15 protein-coding genes are annotated in these 17,742 nt (G+C 69.6%); 7 read left to right on the forward strand and 8 right to left on the reverse strand.

The window, feature by feature from the left end; genetic code table 11:
- The first annotated feature begins 202 nt into the window (after positions 1-202).
- Positions 203-1,174, forward strand: coding sequence for a helix-turn-helix transcriptional regulator (locus WFH44_RS11665; protein ID WP_336714033.1), 972 nt, complete (start codon positions 203-205; stop codon positions 1,172-1,174).
- Between the two features lie 105 nt (positions 1,175-1,279).
- The gene (locus WFH44_RS11670) at positions 1,280-2,584 is read left to right on the forward strand and encodes an aminotransferase-like domain-containing protein (protein WP_336714034.1); all 1,305 of its coding nucleotides are present in this window, start codon (positions 1,280-1,282) and stop codon (positions 2,582-2,584) included.
- Positions 2,585-2,599: 15 nt separating this feature from the next.
- Here the strand turns inward: WFH44_RS11670 and WFH44_RS11675 are convergent, their stop codons facing one another.
- The 6 genes from WFH44_RS11675 to WFH44_RS11700 form a co-directional block, all read right to left on the reverse strand.
- Entirely contained in the window at positions 2,600-2,815 is a 216-nt protein-coding gene (locus WFH44_RS11675) for a hypothetical protein (protein ID WP_336714035.1), read from the reverse strand.
- Between the two features lie 37 nt (positions 2,816-2,852).
- Entirely contained in the window at positions 2,853-3,338 is a 486-nt protein-coding gene (gene rraA / locus WFH44_RS11680; protein ID WP_336714036.1) for a ribonuclease E activity regulator RraA, read from the reverse strand.
- 152 nt (positions 3,339-3,490) lie between these two features.
- Complete coding sequence (locus WFH44_RS11685; protein ID WP_336714037.1) at positions 3,491-5,008, reverse strand: dihydrolipoamide acetyltransferase family protein; 1,518 nt, start codon at positions 5,006-5,008, stop codon at positions 3,491-3,493.
- 12 nt (positions 5,009-5,020) lie between these two features.
- Positions 5,021-5,995 (reverse strand): alpha-ketoacid dehydrogenase subunit beta, encoded by a 975-nt coding sequence (locus WFH44_RS11690; protein ID WP_336714038.1) that lies wholly within the window; start codon positions 5,993-5,995, stop codon positions 5,021-5,023.
- Entirely contained in the window at positions 5,995-7,164 is a 1,170-nt protein-coding gene (gene pdhA, locus WFH44_RS11695; protein WP_336714039.1) for a pyruvate dehydrogenase (acetyl-transferring) E1 component subunit alpha, read from the reverse strand. The genes WFH44_RS11690 and pdhA overlap by 1 nt, the downstream gene beginning before the upstream one ends.
- A 145-nt stretch (positions 7,165-7,309) precedes the next feature.
- Complete coding sequence (locus tag WFH44_RS11700; RefSeq protein WP_336714040.1) at positions 7,310-8,461, reverse strand: histidinol-phosphate transaminase; 1,152 nt, start codon at positions 8,459-8,461, stop codon at positions 7,310-7,312.
- A gap of 74 nt (positions 8,462-8,535) precedes the next feature.
- Between WFH44_RS11700 and WFH44_RS11705 the strand changes: the two genes are divergently transcribed.
- The 4 genes from WFH44_RS11705 to WFH44_RS11720 all read left to right on the forward strand — a co-directional run bounded on the left by WFH44_RS11705 (position 8,536) and on the right by WFH44_RS11720 (position 14,435).
- Positions 8,536-8,940 (forward strand): phage holin family protein, encoded by a 405-nt coding sequence (locus WFH44_RS11705; protein WP_336714041.1) that lies wholly within the window; start codon positions 8,536-8,538, stop codon positions 8,938-8,940.
- A gap of 175 nt (positions 8,941-9,115) precedes the next feature.
- Positions 9,116-10,531, forward strand: a complete 1,416-nt coding sequence (locus WFH44_RS11710) for an MFS transporter (RefSeq protein WP_442892900.1) — start codon at positions 9,116-9,118, stop codon at positions 10,529-10,531.
- Positions 10,531-12,804, forward strand: a complete 2,274-nt coding sequence (locus WFH44_RS11715; RefSeq protein ID WP_336714042.1) for a molybdopterin oxidoreductase family protein — start codon at positions 10,531-10,533, stop codon at positions 12,802-12,804. Before WFH44_RS11710 ends, WFH44_RS11715 begins: the two co-directional genes overlap by 1 nt.
- On the forward strand, positions 12,801-14,435 hold the full coding sequence (locus WFH44_RS11720; protein WP_336714043.1) for an FAD-dependent oxidoreductase: 1,635 nt from the start codon (positions 12,801-12,803) through the stop codon (positions 14,433-14,435). The genes WFH44_RS11715 and WFH44_RS11720 overlap by 4 nt, the downstream gene beginning before the upstream one ends.
- On the opposite strand, the gene WFH44_RS11725 is transcribed toward WFH44_RS11720, so the two are convergent.
- Both WFH44_RS11725 and WFH44_RS11730 read right to left on the reverse strand, forming a co-directional pair.
- Positions 14,392-15,849 carry a hypothetical protein gene (locus WFH44_RS11725; protein WP_336714044.1) on the reverse strand — a complete coding sequence of 486 codons (1,458 nt, stop codon included), beginning with the start codon at positions 15,847-15,849 and terminating at the stop codon, positions 14,392-14,394. The two genes, WFH44_RS11720 and WFH44_RS11725, sit on opposite strands and share 44 nt — an antisense overlap.
- Complete coding sequence (locus WFH44_RS11730) at positions 15,846-16,139, reverse strand: hypothetical protein (protein ID WP_336714045.1); 294 nt, start codon at positions 16,137-16,139, stop codon at positions 15,846-15,848. The genes WFH44_RS11725 and WFH44_RS11730 overlap by 4 nt, the downstream gene beginning before the upstream one ends.
- Positions 16,140-16,291: 152 nt before the next feature.
- Here WFH44_RS11730 and purB point away from each other — a divergent pair, with 152 nt between their 5' ends.
- Positions 16,292-17,704: an adenylosuccinate lyase gene (gene purB / locus WFH44_RS11735; protein ID WP_336714046.1), complete on the forward strand. Its 1,413-nt coding sequence runs from the start codon at positions 16,292-16,294 to the stop codon at positions 17,702-17,704.
- Positions 17,705-17,742: the final 38 nt, after the last annotated feature.

Genomic DNA, 17,742 nt, shown 5'->3' on the forward strand with positions numbered 1-17,742 from the left:
GGGCAGGAACCGGACATGCACACATTGGGACAGGCGCCAACGCGTGTCATTTTGATGCCATCGAGGGTCGGTCGGAAAGTCCCCTGAGATTCCAAGGATTTAGCACCAAAGGTATGATTTGAACGTGCCTACTTAAACCGATTGGCAACAACCGGACATGGCATTCACTTACCAGTCTCAAAACCAGCCGAGGGGGCAGCGGATGCTGAGCGGCACAGCCTTCGAACTTTACGAACATGCCGTAGCCAATCCGGAGTGGACGAAAGAGTCCGCCTCCAATGCGTTGGGCTACACGATACGCGACCTCAACGCCGCGATCGCGGAACTTGTGAGCCGCAAGCTGCTGCAGCAGCCGGCACCGCATGTCGAGGCCTTCGTCGCCATTCCCCCGGACGTCGCGCTCTCCCAGCTGGTGGACGCGGACGAGCGGCTGCTGATCGACCTGCGGGCCAAGATCAGCGCGCACCGCACCGACATGGCAACCCTGGTTCCCTCCTACCTCGCGGCGCGGAAGAATGTCGGCCTGGATACGACGGTTGAGGTGCTGGAGGACCCCGGAGTCATCCGCAAGCTGCTGATCGATTACGGCCGCGACGTCAGCGAGCAGGTCCTGATCAGCCAGCCTGGCACCGGCTCCACAGCGGAAGTGCACGAGGAGAGCATCCAGAAGGACTTGGAACTGCTCGACCGCGGCGTCGTCCGCAAGAACCTCTACAGCAACAGCACCTTGGACCATGTACCGACGCGCAAGGCCGTGGCGGCCACGGCTCCGGCCGGACTCGAGTACCGGACCCTGCCCTACGTGCCGCTGAAGGTGCTGATCTTCGACCGGAACCTGGCCCTCGTGGCCCGCCAGCTTTATCCCGACGACCGCGGGGCGCTCGTAGTGCGCGACCCGAAGCTGATCCACGTCTTCACCCACCTGTTCAACGTCGCATGGGAGCTGGCTACGCCCTACAACGCGGACGAGGCCGGCCACAGCGCGCAGCTGAACAGTGTCCAGCAGTCGATCCTGCGGGGCATGGCCGCCGGCCACTCCGATGAAGTGATCGCCCGCCGGCTCGACATCAGCGTCCGGACCTGCCGGCGGCACATCGCCTGGATGCTGGAGCAGCTCGGCGCCGAAAGCCGCTTCCAGGCGGCGCTTAGGGCCAAGGATGCCGGCTGGCTCTGACCCCGGCTGACCCTCCCGCGGACAGCCCGTTCACCAGCCGATAACCATCAGCGCCAAGTAAACAGGAGTTGCCCCCAGCGCAACACTGCGGGTTATCCTGTGTGAGTGACAGCACATCAGCCGACTGCGCCTGCCGACCTTTCCACCGAGACCGAGGTCGCCCTGGAGCGCGCCGCGACGTCCCACCGCCACCACGAACTGTTTTCCGCGCGGGCGTCCAAGATCAAGCAGTCCGCCGTCCGCGACGTCTTCGATATCTCGCTGCGGCCCGGGCTGGTCTCGCTGGCCGGCGGCAATCCGTTCCTGCAGTCGCTGCCGCTGGAAAAGATCGGCGGGATGGCCTACAAGCTCGTGACCGAACACGGCCTCACCGCGCTGCAGTACGGCGGCGGCCAGGGCATGGAAAAGCTGCGGGAACAGATCTGCGAGGTCATGGCCGAGGAAGGCATCACCGATGCCGACCCGGGCAACGTCGTCGTTACCGTAGGTTCCCAGAGCGCGCAGGACGTCGCCTGCAAGGTGTTCTGCAATCCCGGCGACACCGTCCTGTGCGAAGATCCGACCTACGTCGGGGCGCTGAATACCTTCGAGGCCTACGAGGTCAGCGTCGAAGCCGTCGCGATGGACGACCGCGGGCTCGTGCCGGATGAGCTGCGGCGGCGTATCGCCGAGGTCCGCGCCGCAGGTGGCAACATCAAGTTCCTCTACACGATCCCCAATTTCAACAATCCCTCGGGCATCACGCTGGCGGCCGAACGGCGGGAAGAGATCGTGCAGATCTGCCAGGAAGCGAACATCCTGATCATCGAGGACAACCCCTACGGGCTGCTGCGCTTCGACGGGCGGCCGATTCCGCCCCTGCGGGCGGGGCATCCTGCGGACGTGATCTACATGGGCTCGTTCTCCAAGATCCTGGCGCCGGGCCTGCGGATCGGCTGGGCGCTGGTGCCGGCCCACCTGCAGCGCCGGTTCTACCTGGCCAGCGAAGCCGTCACACTGTGCCCGCCCACGCTGAACCAGATGCTGGTGTCGGAGTACCTGGACGGGCACGACTGGCGGGGTCAGATCACCAACTACCGCGATCTTTATGCGGAGCGCTGCCTCGCGATGCTTTCCGCGTTGGCGGAATTCATGCCGCCCGGGGTGACCTGGACGCGTCCCGACGGCGGCTTCTTCGTCTGGGTGACGCTGCCGCCGGGGATCGATACGTACCCGCTGCTCCACCGCGCCATCGACGCCGGCGTCGTGTTCATCCCGGGGGCCGCCTTCACTCCCTCGGACGAGCCGTCGAACCGGCTCCGGCTGGCCTTCAGCGCCGTGGCAGGCGACCGGATCCGCGAGGGCGTCCGCCGGCTGGCCCCGGTCATCGCCGAAGCCATCGAGGCGGGGGCAGCCGAGCGGACTGGCTAGGCTGCTTAAGTGCTCCTAGCGCCGCTTCTTCAGGTACCGGTGGTACACGTACCGGCCGGCGAAGTAGAGGGCCAGCACCAGCACGATGCGCAGGATGGCGTGCATGCCCGGGAACAGCGCGATGAAGACGTAGCTGAGCAGGAAGACGAACAGCATCGCCCAGAGCGTGCCGCGCCAGTCGATGCGGGGGATGCCGGGATCGTCGCGGCGCGTGGGGCGGTTGCTGCTCATAGCTCCCAGTCTTTCACAGACGTGCTGCGCTCCCGGCTCAGCGCTCCACGAGGATGCCGTCGAGGTCCGCGAAGAGCATCGCGCCGGGGCGGAACCGCACGCCGGAGAACTCCACCGGCACGTCCACATTCCCGGCCGACTCCTTGGCGCTCTTGCGGGGGTTGCTGCCCAGCGCCTTGACTCCCAGCGGCAGGCCGGCCAGCACGCCACGGTCCCGGACGGCACCATTGATGACGACGCCGGCCCAGCCGTTCTCCACGGCAGCCGCGGCGATCAGGTCCCCCATCAGCGCCGTGTTGAGCGATCCGCCGCCGTCGACCACCAGGACGCAGCCGCCGCCCGGCGAATTCAGCACGGACTTCACCAGGCCGTTGTCCTCGTGGCAGCGGATCGTGCGGATCGGTCCGCTGAAGGCCGTATGCGCGCCAAGGTTCAGGAACTGCAGGGCAACAGATTGCAGTTCCTCGCCGCGCTCGTCGTAAAGGTCGGCAGTCTGCACAGCGGTTCCGGTCGTCTCGGTCATCGTTCGCTCCTCCTCGCCACTCCTGTCGATCATAGCGAACGACGGCGGGGCGCCGGATCGAGGGGCAGCCCGCCGCGGTCACCGGTACAGCAGGAGCCGCGGCTGGATGCTCCTTGACGCGGTGCACAGCAGTAGCGCCAGCGTTGGGCGGCTCAGTCGAGCAGCAGCGCCGGTTCCTCCATGATCGCCGCCACGTCCGCCATGAAGCGCGCGGAGAGGTCGCCATCTACCACGCGGTGGTCGAAGGAGCCCCCGAGGGTGGTGACCCAGCGGGGAATGACCTCGCCGTCGAGCACCCACGGCTTCTGCTTGATGGTGCCGAAGGCGACGATGGCAACCTCACCCGGGTTGATGATCGGGGTCCCGGTGTCGATGCCGAGCGCGCCGATGTTGGTGATGGTCAGCGTGCCGCCCTGCATCTCCGCCGGCTGGGTCTTGCCCTCGCGGGCCCTGGTGGCCAGCTGGTTCAGCGCGATGGCCAGTTCCTTCAGCGAGAGGTCCTGGGCGTCCTTGATGTTGGGCACCATCAGGCCGCGCGGGGTGGCCGCGGCGATGCCCAGGTTCATGAAGTGCTTGACCAGGATCGCGTCGTCCGTCCAGGTCGCGTTGACCGAGGGGTTGCGCGCTGCGGCCCAGATGACGGCCTTGGCCAGGATCAGCAGCGGAGAGACCTTGATCCCCTCGAAATCCCGGCTTGCCTTGAGCCGCTTGACGAACTCCATGGTCCGCGAGGCATCGACGTCCACGAAGATGCTCACGTGCGGTGCGGTGAAGGCGGAGTCGACCATGGCCTTCGCGGTGGCCTTACGGACGCCCTTGACGGGCAGGCGCTCGATCCGCTGCTCCTGCGGCTTCTTGGTAGGTGCCCAGAACGTCTCGGCCTGGTCCAGCTCGGCGTCCCGCTGGGCCTGGTAGCTGAGCAGGTCCTGCTTGGTGACTTCACCGCCGCGGCCCGTCGGCACGATGTCCGCCAGGTCGATCCCGAGATCCTTGGCGGCCTTGCGCACCGGCGGCTTGGCAAGCACGCGGTTCAGCAGCCGGGAGACGGCGGCCTGTGCGTCCGCCCGGCGGTGCTTCAGGCCGGCGGGCTCGGCGGAGGGCGCCGCGGGAACCGGCGGGACGTGCGGAGCGTGGTGGGCCGGGCTGGAGTCGGAGACGCCGTGGTGGTGGCCGGTGGGGGCGTTGGCAAGCGACGTGTCCTCCGGGGCTGCGCTTCCCCCGGCGGCGCCCGCCGTCGTCGTTACTGGACCGGCGACCCCGGTGCTGCGCCGCGGCCGCCGCTTGACCGCGTCCGCCTTTGGTCCCGACCCGACGAGCGGCTTCAGCTCCGGTTCCGGCGCCGCCGGTGCCTCGCCCGGTGCGGCGGGCAGCGCCTCGGCGAGGGCGTCGCCGGCGGGCTTCTCCGGCTCGGCCTGGGCCTCCGCCCCGGCCGGCCGGACAGCGATGATCGGGGCGCCCACTTCCACGGTCTGGCCTTCCTCGGCCAGCAGTTCCGCCACCACGCCGGCATACGGGCTGGGCAGCTCCACCAGGGACTTGGCCGTTTCGATCTCCACGATCACCTCGTTGATCGCCACCGTGTCCCCGGGCTTGACCTTCCAGGACACGATGTCCGCCTCGACGAGGCCTTCGCCGACGTCGGGCAGGTTGAAGATGAGTGTATTCGACATGGGAACTCCGGATCAGTAGGCGAGCGAGCGGTCGAGGGCCTCGAGGATGCGGTCGATGTCCGGCAGGTAGTGCTCCTCGACCTTGGCCACCGGGTACGGCATGTGGAAGCCGCCGACGCGGAGCACCGGGGCCTCCAGGCTCAGGAACGCGCGTTCGCTGACCCGCGCGGCGATTTCGCCGCCGATGCCGCCGAAGGTCGGGGCTTCGTGGGCAACGATGAGCCGGCCGGTCTTCTGCACCGATGCGGTGACCGTGTCGAAGTCGATCGGCGAGATGGAACGCAGGTCGATCACCTCGACGCTGTTGCCGTCCTCCTCGGCGGCCTGGGCGGCGGCGAGGGCCACGGGCACCAGCGGTCCGTAGGCGACGACCGTCGCGTCCGTGCCTTCCCGCAGGACGGCGGCGCTGAAGGCGTCCAGCCCGGCCTGCTCGGTGTCCACCTCGCCCTTGAGCCAGTACCGACGCTTGGGCTCGAAGAGGATCACCGGGTCATTCGAGGTCACCGCCTGCTGGGTCATCCAGTAGGCGTCGTGCGCGTTGGAGGGCGTGATGATGCGCAGGCCGGCGGTGTGGGCGAAGAGCGCCTCCGGGGATTCCGAGTGGTGCTCGATGGACCCGATGCCTCCGCCGTAGGGAATGCGTACGACGACGGGGGCGGAGATCTGCCCGCTGGTGCGCGCATGGATCTTCGCCAGTTGGGTGGTGATCTGGTTGAAGGCCGGGAACACGAATCCGTCGAACTGGATCTCGCAGATGGGGCGGTAGCCGCGCATGGCGAGGCCGATGGCGGTGCCGATGATGCCGGACTCCGCCAGCGGGCTGTCGACGACGCGGTCCTTCCCGAACTCCTCCTGCAGCCCTTCCGTCACGCGGTAGACCCCGCCGAGGGCGCCGATGTCCTCGCCCATCAGCAGCGTCTTCGGGTCCTCGGCCAGGGCGCGGCGCAGCCCGGCGGTGATCGCCTTGGCGATGGTCATCGTTGCCATTAGTTGCCCTCCCCCGGGCGGTCGGTGTCGGCGAAGCCCGCCTCGTACTTCCGATGCCAGGCCAGTTCCTCGGCGACCAGCGGATGCGGGTCCGCGTAGACCGTGTCGAAGCTCTGCTCGAACTCCGGCCCCTCCATGGCGAGCACCTCGGCGCGGACCGCGGAGGCCATAGCCTCGCCCCCGGCCGCCACCTCGTCAAAGAACGTGTCCCCCGTGCCGGCCCCACGCAGGTGCTTCGCCAGCCGGGCCAGCGGATCCCGCTGCCGCCAGTCCGCCTCTTCCGAGGACAGCCGGTACTTGGTGGGATCGTCCGCCGTCGTGTGGGCGCTCATCCGGTAGGTGAAGGCTTCGATCAGCACCGGCCCCTTCCCGGAGCGGGCATGCTCGAGGGCCCAGCGGGTCACGGCATGCACAGCCACCACGTCGTTGCCGTCCACGCGGACGCCGGGGAACCCGTAGCCGCTGGCGCGGTTGGACAGCGGGATCCTCGACTGCACTTCGGTGGGCACCGAGATCGCCCAGTGGTTGTTCTGGCAGAAGAACACCACCGGTGACTGGTTGGAGGCGGCGAAGACCATGGATTCGTGGACATCGCCCTCTGAGCTGGCACCGTCGCCGAAGTAGGCGACGCTGACGGCGTCCTCCTGGTCCCGCTGGATTCCCATCGCGTAGCCGACGGCGTGCAGCGTCTGCGCGGCGAGCACCAGCGTGTAGATGTGGAAGTTCTTCTCCCGGGGGTCCCAGCCGCCGTTGGTGATGCCGCGGAACAGCTTCAGCAGCGAGGACAGCTGCAGGCCGCGGGTGAGTGCGACGCCGTGTTCGCGGTAGGTGGGGAACACGTAGTCCTGCGGCTGCAGGGCGCGGCCGGAACCGATCTGGGCGGCTTCCTGCCCGAGCAGCGGCGGCCACAGGGCCAGCTGGCCCTGGCGCTGGAGCGCGGTCGCCTCCTGGTCGAAGCGGCGGATCAGGAACATGTCCCGGTACAGCCCGCGGAGCGCCCCCGTGTCCAGGTGCTCGGCGAAGGGGCTGAAGCGCGCATCGAACTGCAGGACGCCATCGGCGTCGAGCAGCTGAACCATGTCAGGCGCGTCAGCGGGATCGCTGGCGGCCAGGGACTGCTCCAGCTCCACAATCTCGAATTCCGAGGTGGGCAGGTGCTCAGCGCCCATACGAACTCCTCGCCGGCGGCCGCTTCGCAGCGCCGCCTGTGCTGTTATATTCCCCCGAAGGAATAGATGACCCGCGGGGCATATATCGGTCGTTTTCCGCTCCCTAGCCTACTGCCACCGGGCAGCGGCCCCGTTCCTATTACCGTTAGGAAACGCCGGGGCCCTTTGTATAGTTCGCACACAGGGCCAGGAACCGGGTGTTGGCCTCGACCTCTCCGATACTGACCCGCACCCCTTCTCCGGGGAAGGCACGCACGGAGAGCGCCTGTGTTCCCGCGAACTCGGCAAAGTCCTGGGAATCCGCACCCAGCGGCAGCCAGACGAAGTTGGCGTGGGTCACCGGGATCTTCCAGCCCAGGTCCTTCAGGCCGGCGACCACGCGCTCCCGCTCGTCCACCAGGCTTTGTACCCTTTCTACAACCTGGTCGTAGTGCTTGAGCGAGGCGATGGCCGCATCCTCAGCCAGGCTGGACACCGCGAACGGGGTGGCGGCCACCCGGAGGTGCTGGGTCAGCCCCTGGTTGGCCACGGAGTAGCCGACGCGCAGGTTCGCCAGACCGTGGGCCTTGGAGAAGGTCCGGAGCACGATGACATTCGGGTAGTTGCGGTAGAGCCGGATGCCGTCGACCGCCTCGGGGTCGCGCACGAACTCGGTGTACGCCTCGTCGATCACCACAACGACGTCGGAGGGAACCTTCACGAGGAAGTCCTCCACCTGTGCCGTGGTCAGCGCCGGCCCGGTCGGATTGTTCGGGGTGCACAGCAGGACGACGCGGGTCCGTTCGGTGAGGGCGGCGGCCATCGCGTTAAGGTCGTGCGCGCCGTCCGCCCGGTTGGGCACCTGGACGCCCTCCGCGCCGGCCAGTCCCACCATGATGGGGTAGGCCTCGAAGGAACGCCACGCATAGACCACTTGGTCCGCCGTGCCGTCCGGGTTGCGCCCGGCGAAGGTCTGCAGGATCTGCACCAGGGCGCCCAGGCTGCCGGCGCCGGTGACGATGTCCTCCGCAGGCACGTCCAGGAAACGGCTGAGTTCGGTGCGCAGCGCGGTGCTCAACGGGTCCGGGTAGCGCTGGATGCTGTGCTGGGAGTTGATCGCGGCCAGCACCTCCGGCAGCGGCGGCAGCGGATTCTCGTTCGACGAGAGCTTGTAGGGCTGCAGCCCCTCGATCACGGCGGGCGGCTTCCCGGCGGCGTACTTGGGCAGCTGGGCCACCACGGGACGGGGAGCGACGGCGGCGGCGCGGGGATCTTCCTGGACCGCAGCGTCATCGGTGAAGTTCCTTGCAGAAGTCATGGGTTAAAGAATACGTGGGCCAGGGCACAGCCCTGCTCCGTGTGCTCCGGCAGCGCGTATGACAGCATGAGGCCATGGGAAAGTTCATCGTGCGCGTCCTGATCAACGGCCTCGCGCTGTGGGTGGCCAGCTGGCTGCTCCCGGGCATTACCCTGGAGGCCAGCGCGGCAGCCGAAGCTTCCGGCGGAAACGAGACGGTCGGCATCGTCCTTGGCTACCTTTTCATCGGCCTGATCTTCGGGCTGGTCAATGCCTTCGTGCGCCCGATCGTCAGCCTGTTGTCGCTCCCGCTGACGATCCTGACCCTGGGATTGTTCACTATCGTCATCAATGCCCTCATGCTGATGCTCACGGCCTGGCTCTCCGGGTTCACTCCGGTGCACTTCATCGTGGACTCGTTCTTCTGGACCGCCGTGATCGGCTCCCTGATCATCAGCGTCGTCTCGCTGATTGCCGGAGCCATCACCAATACGCGGTGACCGGCGTGCAAGCCGCACCCGCACGCCCGGCCAGCCTGCCGGCGTCGTTCTCACCTTGCCTCAAGGCAGCCGTTAGGCACTTTTGATACGGCCGTAACGTCCCGCCGCAAGGGACGAAACACGCGGTTCCTACAGTCTTCTCCATCGGTGAAAACTGCTCCCCCTGGAGGACCGCGTGAGTATTGACCAGACTGAACTGAGGACGGGCCCGGCCGGCGCACCGGCCGCCGCGGCTTCCCGGCTGCGAATCCGCCCCGGACGCTGGGTGGACGGCTGGGACCCGGAGGACAAGCAGCTCTGGGAGACCGAGGGGCGGCCCCTCGCCACGGTCAACCTGCGCTGGTCCATCTTCTGCGAGTTCCTCGGCTTCGTGGTCTGGCAGCTCTGGTCCATCATGGCGGTGCAGCTGCCCGCGGCCGGTTTCGACTTCAGCACCTCGCAGATCTTCTGGCTGATCTCGATGCCCAGCCTGGTCGGGGCGACGTTGCGGATCCCCTACACCTTCATGGTCCCTCGGTTCGGCGGGCGGAACTGGACCGTCGTCTCGGCGCTGCTTCTGCTGATTCCGTCGATCGGGCTGGCCCTGTGCGTGGCCAGTCCGCAGACGCCGTTCGGCGTCATGCTGCTGGTGGCCGGCCTCGCCGGATTCGGCGGCGGCAACTTCGCCAGCTCGATGGCCAACATCACCTACTTCTACCCCGCCGCGGAAAAGGGCTACGCTTTGGGGCTCAACGCCGCCGGCGGCAACCTCGGGGCGGCGGTGGCGCAGCTGGTGGTCCCGCTGGCGATCACCGTGGGCGCGGCCGCGTCGCTGAACCTGCCGCTGGGCGGGCTCATCTGGGTGCCGCTGATCCTGGTCGCCGCGTGGGGCGCACGGAAGTACATGCACAACCTCTCGCACGCCAAGGGCGACGTGGCCGGTTCCGTGGCTGCGCTGCGCGAACCGCACCTGTGGATCATGGCGCTGCTGTACATCGGCACCTTCGGCTCCTTCATCGGCTTCTCCGGAGTCTTCCCGAAGCTGATCAAGGACATGTTCCCCGAGTTCTCCTCCTTCGCCGTGGGCACGGCGGCGCTCTCGCTGGCCTTCCTGGGCCCGCTGGTCGGTTCGCTGACCCGTCCGCTCGGCGGCAAGCTGGCCGACCGGTTCGGCGGGGCGCGGATGACGGTGGCGGCGTTCGCGACGATGGCGGTGATCGCCCTGGCCGTGGTCTGGACGCTTCCGCTGGGCAACTTCTGGCTCTTCCTGGCCCTGTTCCTCGCACTGTTCACGGCCAGCGGCTTCGGCAACGGCGCCACCTACCGGATGATCCCGCGCATCTTCTCGATTCGGGGGCAGCGCGAGTCCGTGGCCTTCGGCCGCAGCGAGGTGGACAGCCAGCGCAAGTCCTCCGCGGCGCTGGGCCTGATCTCCGCGATCGGCGCCTACGGCGGCTTCGTGATTCCTCAGGTGCTGAGCGCCTCGCATGCCGCCGGCGGCAACTACAACGCCGCGTTCTACGGCTTCGTGGCGGCCTACGTGCTCATGCTCGTGGTGACGTGGGCGTGCTACCTGCGGCCCGGTTCCGCCATGGCCAAGGGCGGCGTCTGATGGGTACCGCGACACACTGCCCGTACTGCGCGCTCCAGTGCGCCATGCGCCTGGCCCCGGCCGTGGAGGGCGTTTCCAAGAACGACGGCGGCGCGGCGGCTTCCGCGGGCACGCCCGGTGCGCTGGCCGGGCAAGGGCCCGGCCGGACCGAGGCGGCGGGCGCGGGACCGGCGGGCGCAGGACTGGCGGACACAGCACCCGCCCTCGCTGCGGCAGGAACCGGACTGGCGGTGGCCGGGCGGGATTTCCCGACCAACCGCGGCGGCTTGTGCCGCAAGGGCTGGTCGTCCAGCGCACTGCTGAATTCGCCGGAACGCCTGACCGCTCCCCTGCTGCGCGGTGACGACGGGAGCTTCCGGCCGATCGGCTGGGACGAAGCGCTCGACCTCGCCGCCGGCGCCGTCCGCAGCGCCCAGGCGATGCACGGGCAGGACGCGGTGGGCGTGTTCGGCAGCGGCGGCCTGACGAATGAGAAGGCCTACCAGCTCGGAAAGTTCGCGCGGCTGGCGCTGCGAACCTCGCGGATCGACTACAACGGCCGGTTCTGCATGTCGTCGGCGGCAGCCGCGGGGAACCGTGCCTTCGGCCTGGACCGCGGCCTGCCCTTTCCGCTGGAGGACCTGGACGATGCGGGCACCATCCTGCTGCTGGGCTCCAACATTGCCGACACCATGCCCCCGTTCGTGCAGCATCTCCAGGGCGCCCGCGATGCCGGCGGCCTGATCGTGGTCGATCCGCGGCGCTCCGCCACGGCCGCGCTGACCGGGTCCGGGGCCGGGCTGCACCTGGCACCGACGCCGGGAACCGACATGGTGCTGCTGATGGGCATCGCGCACGTGGTGCTGCAGGAGGGGCTCGCCGACACGGACTACATCGCCCGGCGCACCTCCGGATTCGAGGAGCTGCGCCGCGGACTCAACCGCTGGTGGCCCGCCCGGGTCCAGGAGGTCACCGGAGTGCCGGCAGCGCTGATCCGCGAGACGGCGCACCGGTTGGCCGCCGGCGCGCGCCAAGCCTCTGGCCAATCGGGGAACGGGACCGGCGGAACCTACATCCTCACCGGGCGCGGGGTGGAGCAGCACGTCGACGGCACCGACACCGCCACGGCGGCCATCAACCTGGCCCTGCTGCTCGGCCTGCCCGGCAGCCTCCATGGCGGATACGGAACGCTCACAGGCCAGGGCAACGGCCAGGGCGGGCGGGAGCACGGGCAGAAGGCCGACCAGCTGCCCGGCTACCGCAAGATCACGGATCCGGCGGCCCGCGAGCATGTCGCCGGAGTCTGGGGCGTGCGGCCCGAGGACCTGCCCGGCCCCGGCGTCCCCGCCGTCGAGATGCTGATGTCGCTCGGACGGCCCGGCGGTGTCCGCTGCCTCTTTGTCCATGGTTCCAACGTGGCCGTTTCCGCCCCCGATGCCAACGAGGTGATCGCCGGCCTGCGGCGCTTGGACTTCCTCGTGGTTGCCGATTTCTTCATGTCGGAGACCGCCGCCGAGGCGGACCTGGTCCTGCCGGTCCTGCAGTGGGCCGAGGAAGAGGGCACGATGACGAACCTCGAGGGCCGCGTGCTGCGCCGCCGCGCCGCCATCGAGCCGCCGGCGGGCGCCCGCTCCGAGCTGTGGATCATGTCCGAACTGGCACGGCGGCTGGAGGCGCCCTCGGACTTCAGCACCGATCCCGAGACCGTCTTCGACGAGCTCGCCCGGGCGTCGGCGGGCGGGCCGGCCGACTACTCCGGCCTCGCCTATTCCGCGCTGGACTCCGGCATCGAGGCCTACTGGCCGTACCCGAAAGGCTCGGCCGGCACCCGGAGGCTGTTCGCGGATTCCTTTGCCCATGCGGACGGACGCGCCCGGCTGATCGCAGTGGCTCCGGCCGTGCCGGCGGACGAGCTGCATCGGCCGGGCGAGCTCACCCTTGTCACCGGCCGCCTGCTGGAGCATTACCAGTCGGGCACCCAAACCCGCCGGGTCGCGGAGCTGGCCGCAGCGCAGCCCCGGCTGGCGCTGCAGATCCATCCGGTGACCGCGCACCGGCTGGGCATCGAGGCCGGAGACCGGCTCACGATCGGCAACGGGCGCGGTTCCGTCAGCGGCATCGCCGAGGTTACCCAGGACATCCGGCCGGACACCGTCTTCCTGCCCTTCCACTTTCCCGGCGGCCAAAGCGCCAACCGGCTCACGCCCGCCGCCACCGATCCGGTGTCCGGCATGCCCGAGTTCAAGACCAGCTCCGTGACTGTGCGCGTGCTGGAGAAAGCGGGTGCACTGTGACGCGCCAACCCGAGCGGATCGCCGTCGTCGGCTTCGGTCCCGTGGCCGCCCGCCTGGTGGACGAACTGCTCCCCGCCGCGGGCGAGGGGCTAATCAGGCTCACAGTGATCGGTGCGGAGACCGAGGCTGCCTACAACCGGGTGCTCGTCGCCGATGTTGGAGTCGGGCGGACCACGGCCGAGGCGATCTCGCTGGCGGACGAGTCCGGACTGCGCCGCCAGGGGACCGTCGTCCGCCTGGGCCGCACGGTGCGGCGCATCGACCGCCCGCGCCGGCAACTGCTGCTCGACGACGGCAGCATCGAGGCGTACGACCGGCTCGTGCTGGCCACCGGCGCCCGCCCGGTGGTCCCGACGCTGACCGGCCTCAACCCGGATCCTTCTGCCTTGCACCTGCTCCCGCCGGGCGTCACCGCGCTGCGCGACCTGGGCGACGCCGCCCGGCTGCGCAGCGTGGTCGCTGCGCGCGGAGAGGTCATTGTGCTTGGCGGAGGAATCCTGGGCATCGAGGCCGCCCTCGCTGCGGCCGACGAGGGCGCAGCCGTCACGGTGGTCCATCATGGTCCGCGGCCACTGGGACGGAGCATCGACACCGGGGGCGGAGCAGTCCTCGCCAGGGCGCTGCGGGGCCGTGGCATCCGGCTGGTCTCCGACGCCCGCTCGTCCGGCATCCGCTTCCGCAACCAGCCCGGCGGCCGGCACCGCTTCGACGCGCTTGTCCTCGACGACGGCAGCGAATTGCCGGCCGACCTGCTGCTGCTCTCCTGCGGCGTCCGGCCGCGAACCGCCCTCGCGGAAGGCTGCGGGCTCGCCGTCGACGCCGGCATCGTGGTCAACCACCGGCTCGAGGCCGACGTCGAAAGCCGGGTCTTCGCGATCGGCGACTGCGCCCAGGTCAATTGCGGGCAGGACAACTGCCCCGAGTGCGGTCCCGGCTCCGGTGCTCCGCTGGGACTGCTGGGCCCCGGCTGGCGCCAGGCCGAGTTCCTTGCCGGACGGCTGCTCGCCGCTGCCGCCGCAGGCGGCACCACGGCCGGAGGGAAACCGCAGGGGGCCGGCCTGCTGCCGCCCGGAACGGAACCGGGTGGCCCGGACCGGCTGCCCGCCGAGCGCCCGCCGGTGATCCTGCTCAAGGCGCGCGGAGTGGACATGGCGGCCGCGGGCGACGTGGGTGCCGAACTCTGGGATGACGATGTGCCGGACGAACCGGGCACCGACCCGCGGCACGTTTCCCAATGGGCGGACCCGGAACACGGCCGGTACGCCAAAATGGTCACCCGCGGCGGCGTGCTCGAGGGCCTCGTCTGCGTGGGCATGCCGAGGACCGCCGCTGAACTCGTGCTGCTCTTCGAGCGCGGAGCAGAACTGCCGGCCGACCGGACGGCGATGTTCCGGCTCGATGCGATCGAAGAACTGCCAGCCAGCGCCGGGCCTGCCGATCCCGACTCGACGCTGTGCCGGTGCACCGGGGCCACTCTCGGCAGCGTCGAGGACGCCATTGCGGACGGCTGCGCTACAACGGACGAGGTGTCCGCCTGTACGCGGGCCGGCACCGGCTGCGGCGGCTGCAAGTCCCGGATCCGGGAACTCATCGAGGCACACCGCGGACTGGAGGCCGCACCGGCGGGCTAGGCGGAGAGGGCAGTCGGAGCGGCCCGGCCTTCGGGGTGTTCTTCGGCGGGGACTGGCGCTGGAGGGTGACCAGGTACCTCCGGGCGGCGCCCCCGCCGGCGAGAGCGGTGCCGAGGGCGGCAGAGCTGGCGGCGACCGACGGGTCCCGGCTGCCTTCCAGCTGCCGCGCGCCTTGAACGTAGTTGGCGAAGTCGTGCCCGGGCCCCAGGCCGGCGCCTTCGCCCTTCGGGGTGGCCGCCCTGCCGGTCAGGGTCACGGTGACGCGGTCCCTGGTATCCGGGTTCGGCCGGCCGTCCGCCCCGGGAACCCAGTCCTGGACATGTTCGAGGTGGAGCCCGCCGGTTCCTTCCGGGATCGCCGTCCCGCCGACCGGCGAGCCGGCCGTCAGCACAAAGGCCACCTTGTGGCGGGCCCGGAACTCCTCGCTGGTGGCAAGGTTCGCCGCATGCATGCCGCCCTGGCTGTAGCCGACCAGCACCACCGGGTCCTCCGCGGCGGCACCGGCTTCGGCCAGGGCCCGGGAGACTGCGGCCGCGGTGTGCCGGCTGTTGCCTGCGAGCGCTTCGGCCACGCCGGTCTCGTCGAAAGGATTGGCCGTGGCCTCGGCCGAGCCCGCGGCCTGGGTTCCGGGCAGCGTGACCACCCAGCGGGTTCCCTCCGGCGTCCGGACCTCCAGGATCTCGACGGTCCCCGGTCCCGCAGCGGCAGCCGCTTCGGCCCTCTCCAGCAGGGCCGCGGCCTTCGGCTCAAGCCTGATTTCGCCGACGAGCCGGGACGTCTTCGCCACGGAGACCGGGGCCGCCCGCAGCAGCCCGAAGGAGTTGGCGGTGCCGACCAGCCCGGCCGCCGCTTCCCGTGGTGAAGCTGCGGCGGAAGACCTGCCGGCCAACGCCAGCAGCGACGGCGGCAGCCCCATCAGCGCGGCCAGGGTGGCCGGAACGTGGACGATCGCCAGCTCCGCGCCGTCACGGGTCGGCCGGCCCTCGTTTCCGACCATGCCGAGCGGGGTGCTGACCCACCAGGTGGCTCCGTGCACCTGGTCCATGCCCCATGCGGCCGCTTGTTCGGCGAGCCGGTAGGCGTCATGGGCAGCCACGACCTCCCCCGCCAAGTCCCTGATCTCCGCGATGGACTTGGCCAGCATCTCCGCCGCCTCCGCTACCGCCGATTGCGCCGCCACCCGCGAGGGCACCCAGGCCAGGCACGGGTCCTGGAGTGCCAGCTGGGCCAGCATCAGGTCTCCATAGATAGCGTCGGCGTCATCCGCCACCGCGGCCAGCCTGGCCGCGGCATCGGTGAGCTCCTGCCACTGGAACTGCATCCCGCCAACGCCGCCGCGGACGCTGAAGGCCCCGCCGGGATCCGGCGGCTTCGGCCACGCCGGGCCGCCGGGCGGGAACAGGATCCCAGTCACGTCCGGGGATCGACCGGGGAGGCTTCGGCGGCTTGGCCGAACGCGCTCACCGCCGCCGCGGCCTCCGCCACCTCGGCTGCCGCCCGGTCGAGCCGCAGCCTGCGCAGCTGCAGGCTGTCCCGGAAGGCGCGGCCGGCAGGCGAAACCCACGCGCCCAGTTCCAGCCCGCCCAGCTCGCCGTTCAGCCTCAGCAGCGCCTCCTCGCAGCCGAACAGCTTTCGCGCCGCCGCCCTCACGCCGTCCGCACCGCCCGGTAGCCCCGTCGTCGTACTCGCCCAGAGACTGCACATGATGGCTCCTTTCCGATGCCACCACGCTAGGCAGCGGGTTCCAGGCGCACAGGAGGCCTGTTCGGCTATGTCGATAACCCGCCGCTGACGCCTCCTGTGGAGGCCTGGTCATCGATCCGCCCGTAAGCCACGGTCGTGGAAGAATGAAGAGCATGTCTGAAACTCCCCGCGTCTCCCTGGCCGAACTCACCCCCGGCATCATGCTCGGCCCGCTGGACGGCCGCTACCGCTCGGCCGTCGCCCCGCTGGTCGACTACCTGTCCGAGGCCGCCCTGAACCGGGACCGTGTGCATGTGGAGGTCGAGTGGCTGATCCACCTCACCGACCAGTCCGTGCTGCCCGGCACGAGCCCGCTGACCGCGGACCAGAAGTCGGCGCTGCGCCAAATCGTCTCCGGGTTCGATGCCGATTCCATCAAGGAACTCGCGGAGACCGAGGCCATCACCGTCCACGACGTGAAGGCCGTCGAGTACTTCATCGGCAACCGCCTGCCGGACATCGGGATCGGCAACCTGAAGTCGCTCGTGCACTTCGGCTGCACCTCGGAAGACATCAACAACCTCTCCTACGCCGTGGGGATCAAGGGCGCCGTCGAGCAGGTCTGGCTGCCCGCGGCCCGCGCCCTGGTCGGCCAGTTCGCGGCCATGGCCGACGAGCACCGGGACGTGCCGATGCTCTCCCGTACGCACGGCCAGCCCGCCACGCCCACCAGCCTCGGCAAGGAGCTCGCCGTTATCGCCCACCGGCTCGACCGCCAGCTGGACCGGATCGCGCGCACCGAGTACCTGGGCAAGATCAACGGCGCCACCGGCACCTACGCGGCGCACTACGCCTCGGTCCCCGGCGCGGACTGGCAGGCCGTTTCCCGCAGCTTCGTCGAGGGCCTGGGCCTGACCTGGAACCCGCTGACCACGCAGATCGAGTCGCACGACTGGCAGGCCGAGCTGTACGCCGACATGGCGCGCTTCAACCGCATCCTGCACAACGCCTGCACGGACATCTGGAGCTACATCTCCATCGGCTACTTCGCGCAGGTTCCGGTGGAGGGCGCCACGGGCTCCTCCACCATGCCGCACAAGGTCAACCCGATCCGGTTCGAGAACGCCGAGGCCAACCTCGAAATCTCCTGCGGGCTGCTGGACACCCTCGCCGCCACGCTGGTCACCTCCCGCTGGCAGCGCGACCTGACGGACTCTTCCTCGCAGCGCAACATCGGCGTTGCCTTCGGCCACTCGCTGCTGGCCATCTCCAACGTGGCCAAGGGGCTGGAGCGGCTCAACGTCCCGGCCGACGTGCTGGCGGCGGACCTGGACCAGAACTGGGAGGTCCTCGGCGAAGCCATCCAGATGGTCATGCGCGCCGAGGCCATCGCCGGCGTCGAGGGCATGGAGAACCCGTACGAGCGGCTGAAGGAGCTGACCCGCGGGCACCAAGTGGACGCCGAACGCATGAAGGAATTCGTCTCCGGGCTGGGCCTCAGCGCCGACGCCGAGGCCCGCCTGCTCGCGCTGACCCCGGCCACCTACAACGGCATCGCCGGCCAGCTGGTGGACCACCTCAAGTAGCCCAAGCCAGAGGGAAAGTACGACGCCGGAACGCGACT

The organism is Arthrobacter sp. USHLN218 (genome assembly GCF_037144715.1).
In the GTDB taxonomy this organism is placed as follows: domain Bacteria; phylum Actinomycetota; class Actinomycetes; order Actinomycetales; family Micrococcaceae; genus Crystallibacter.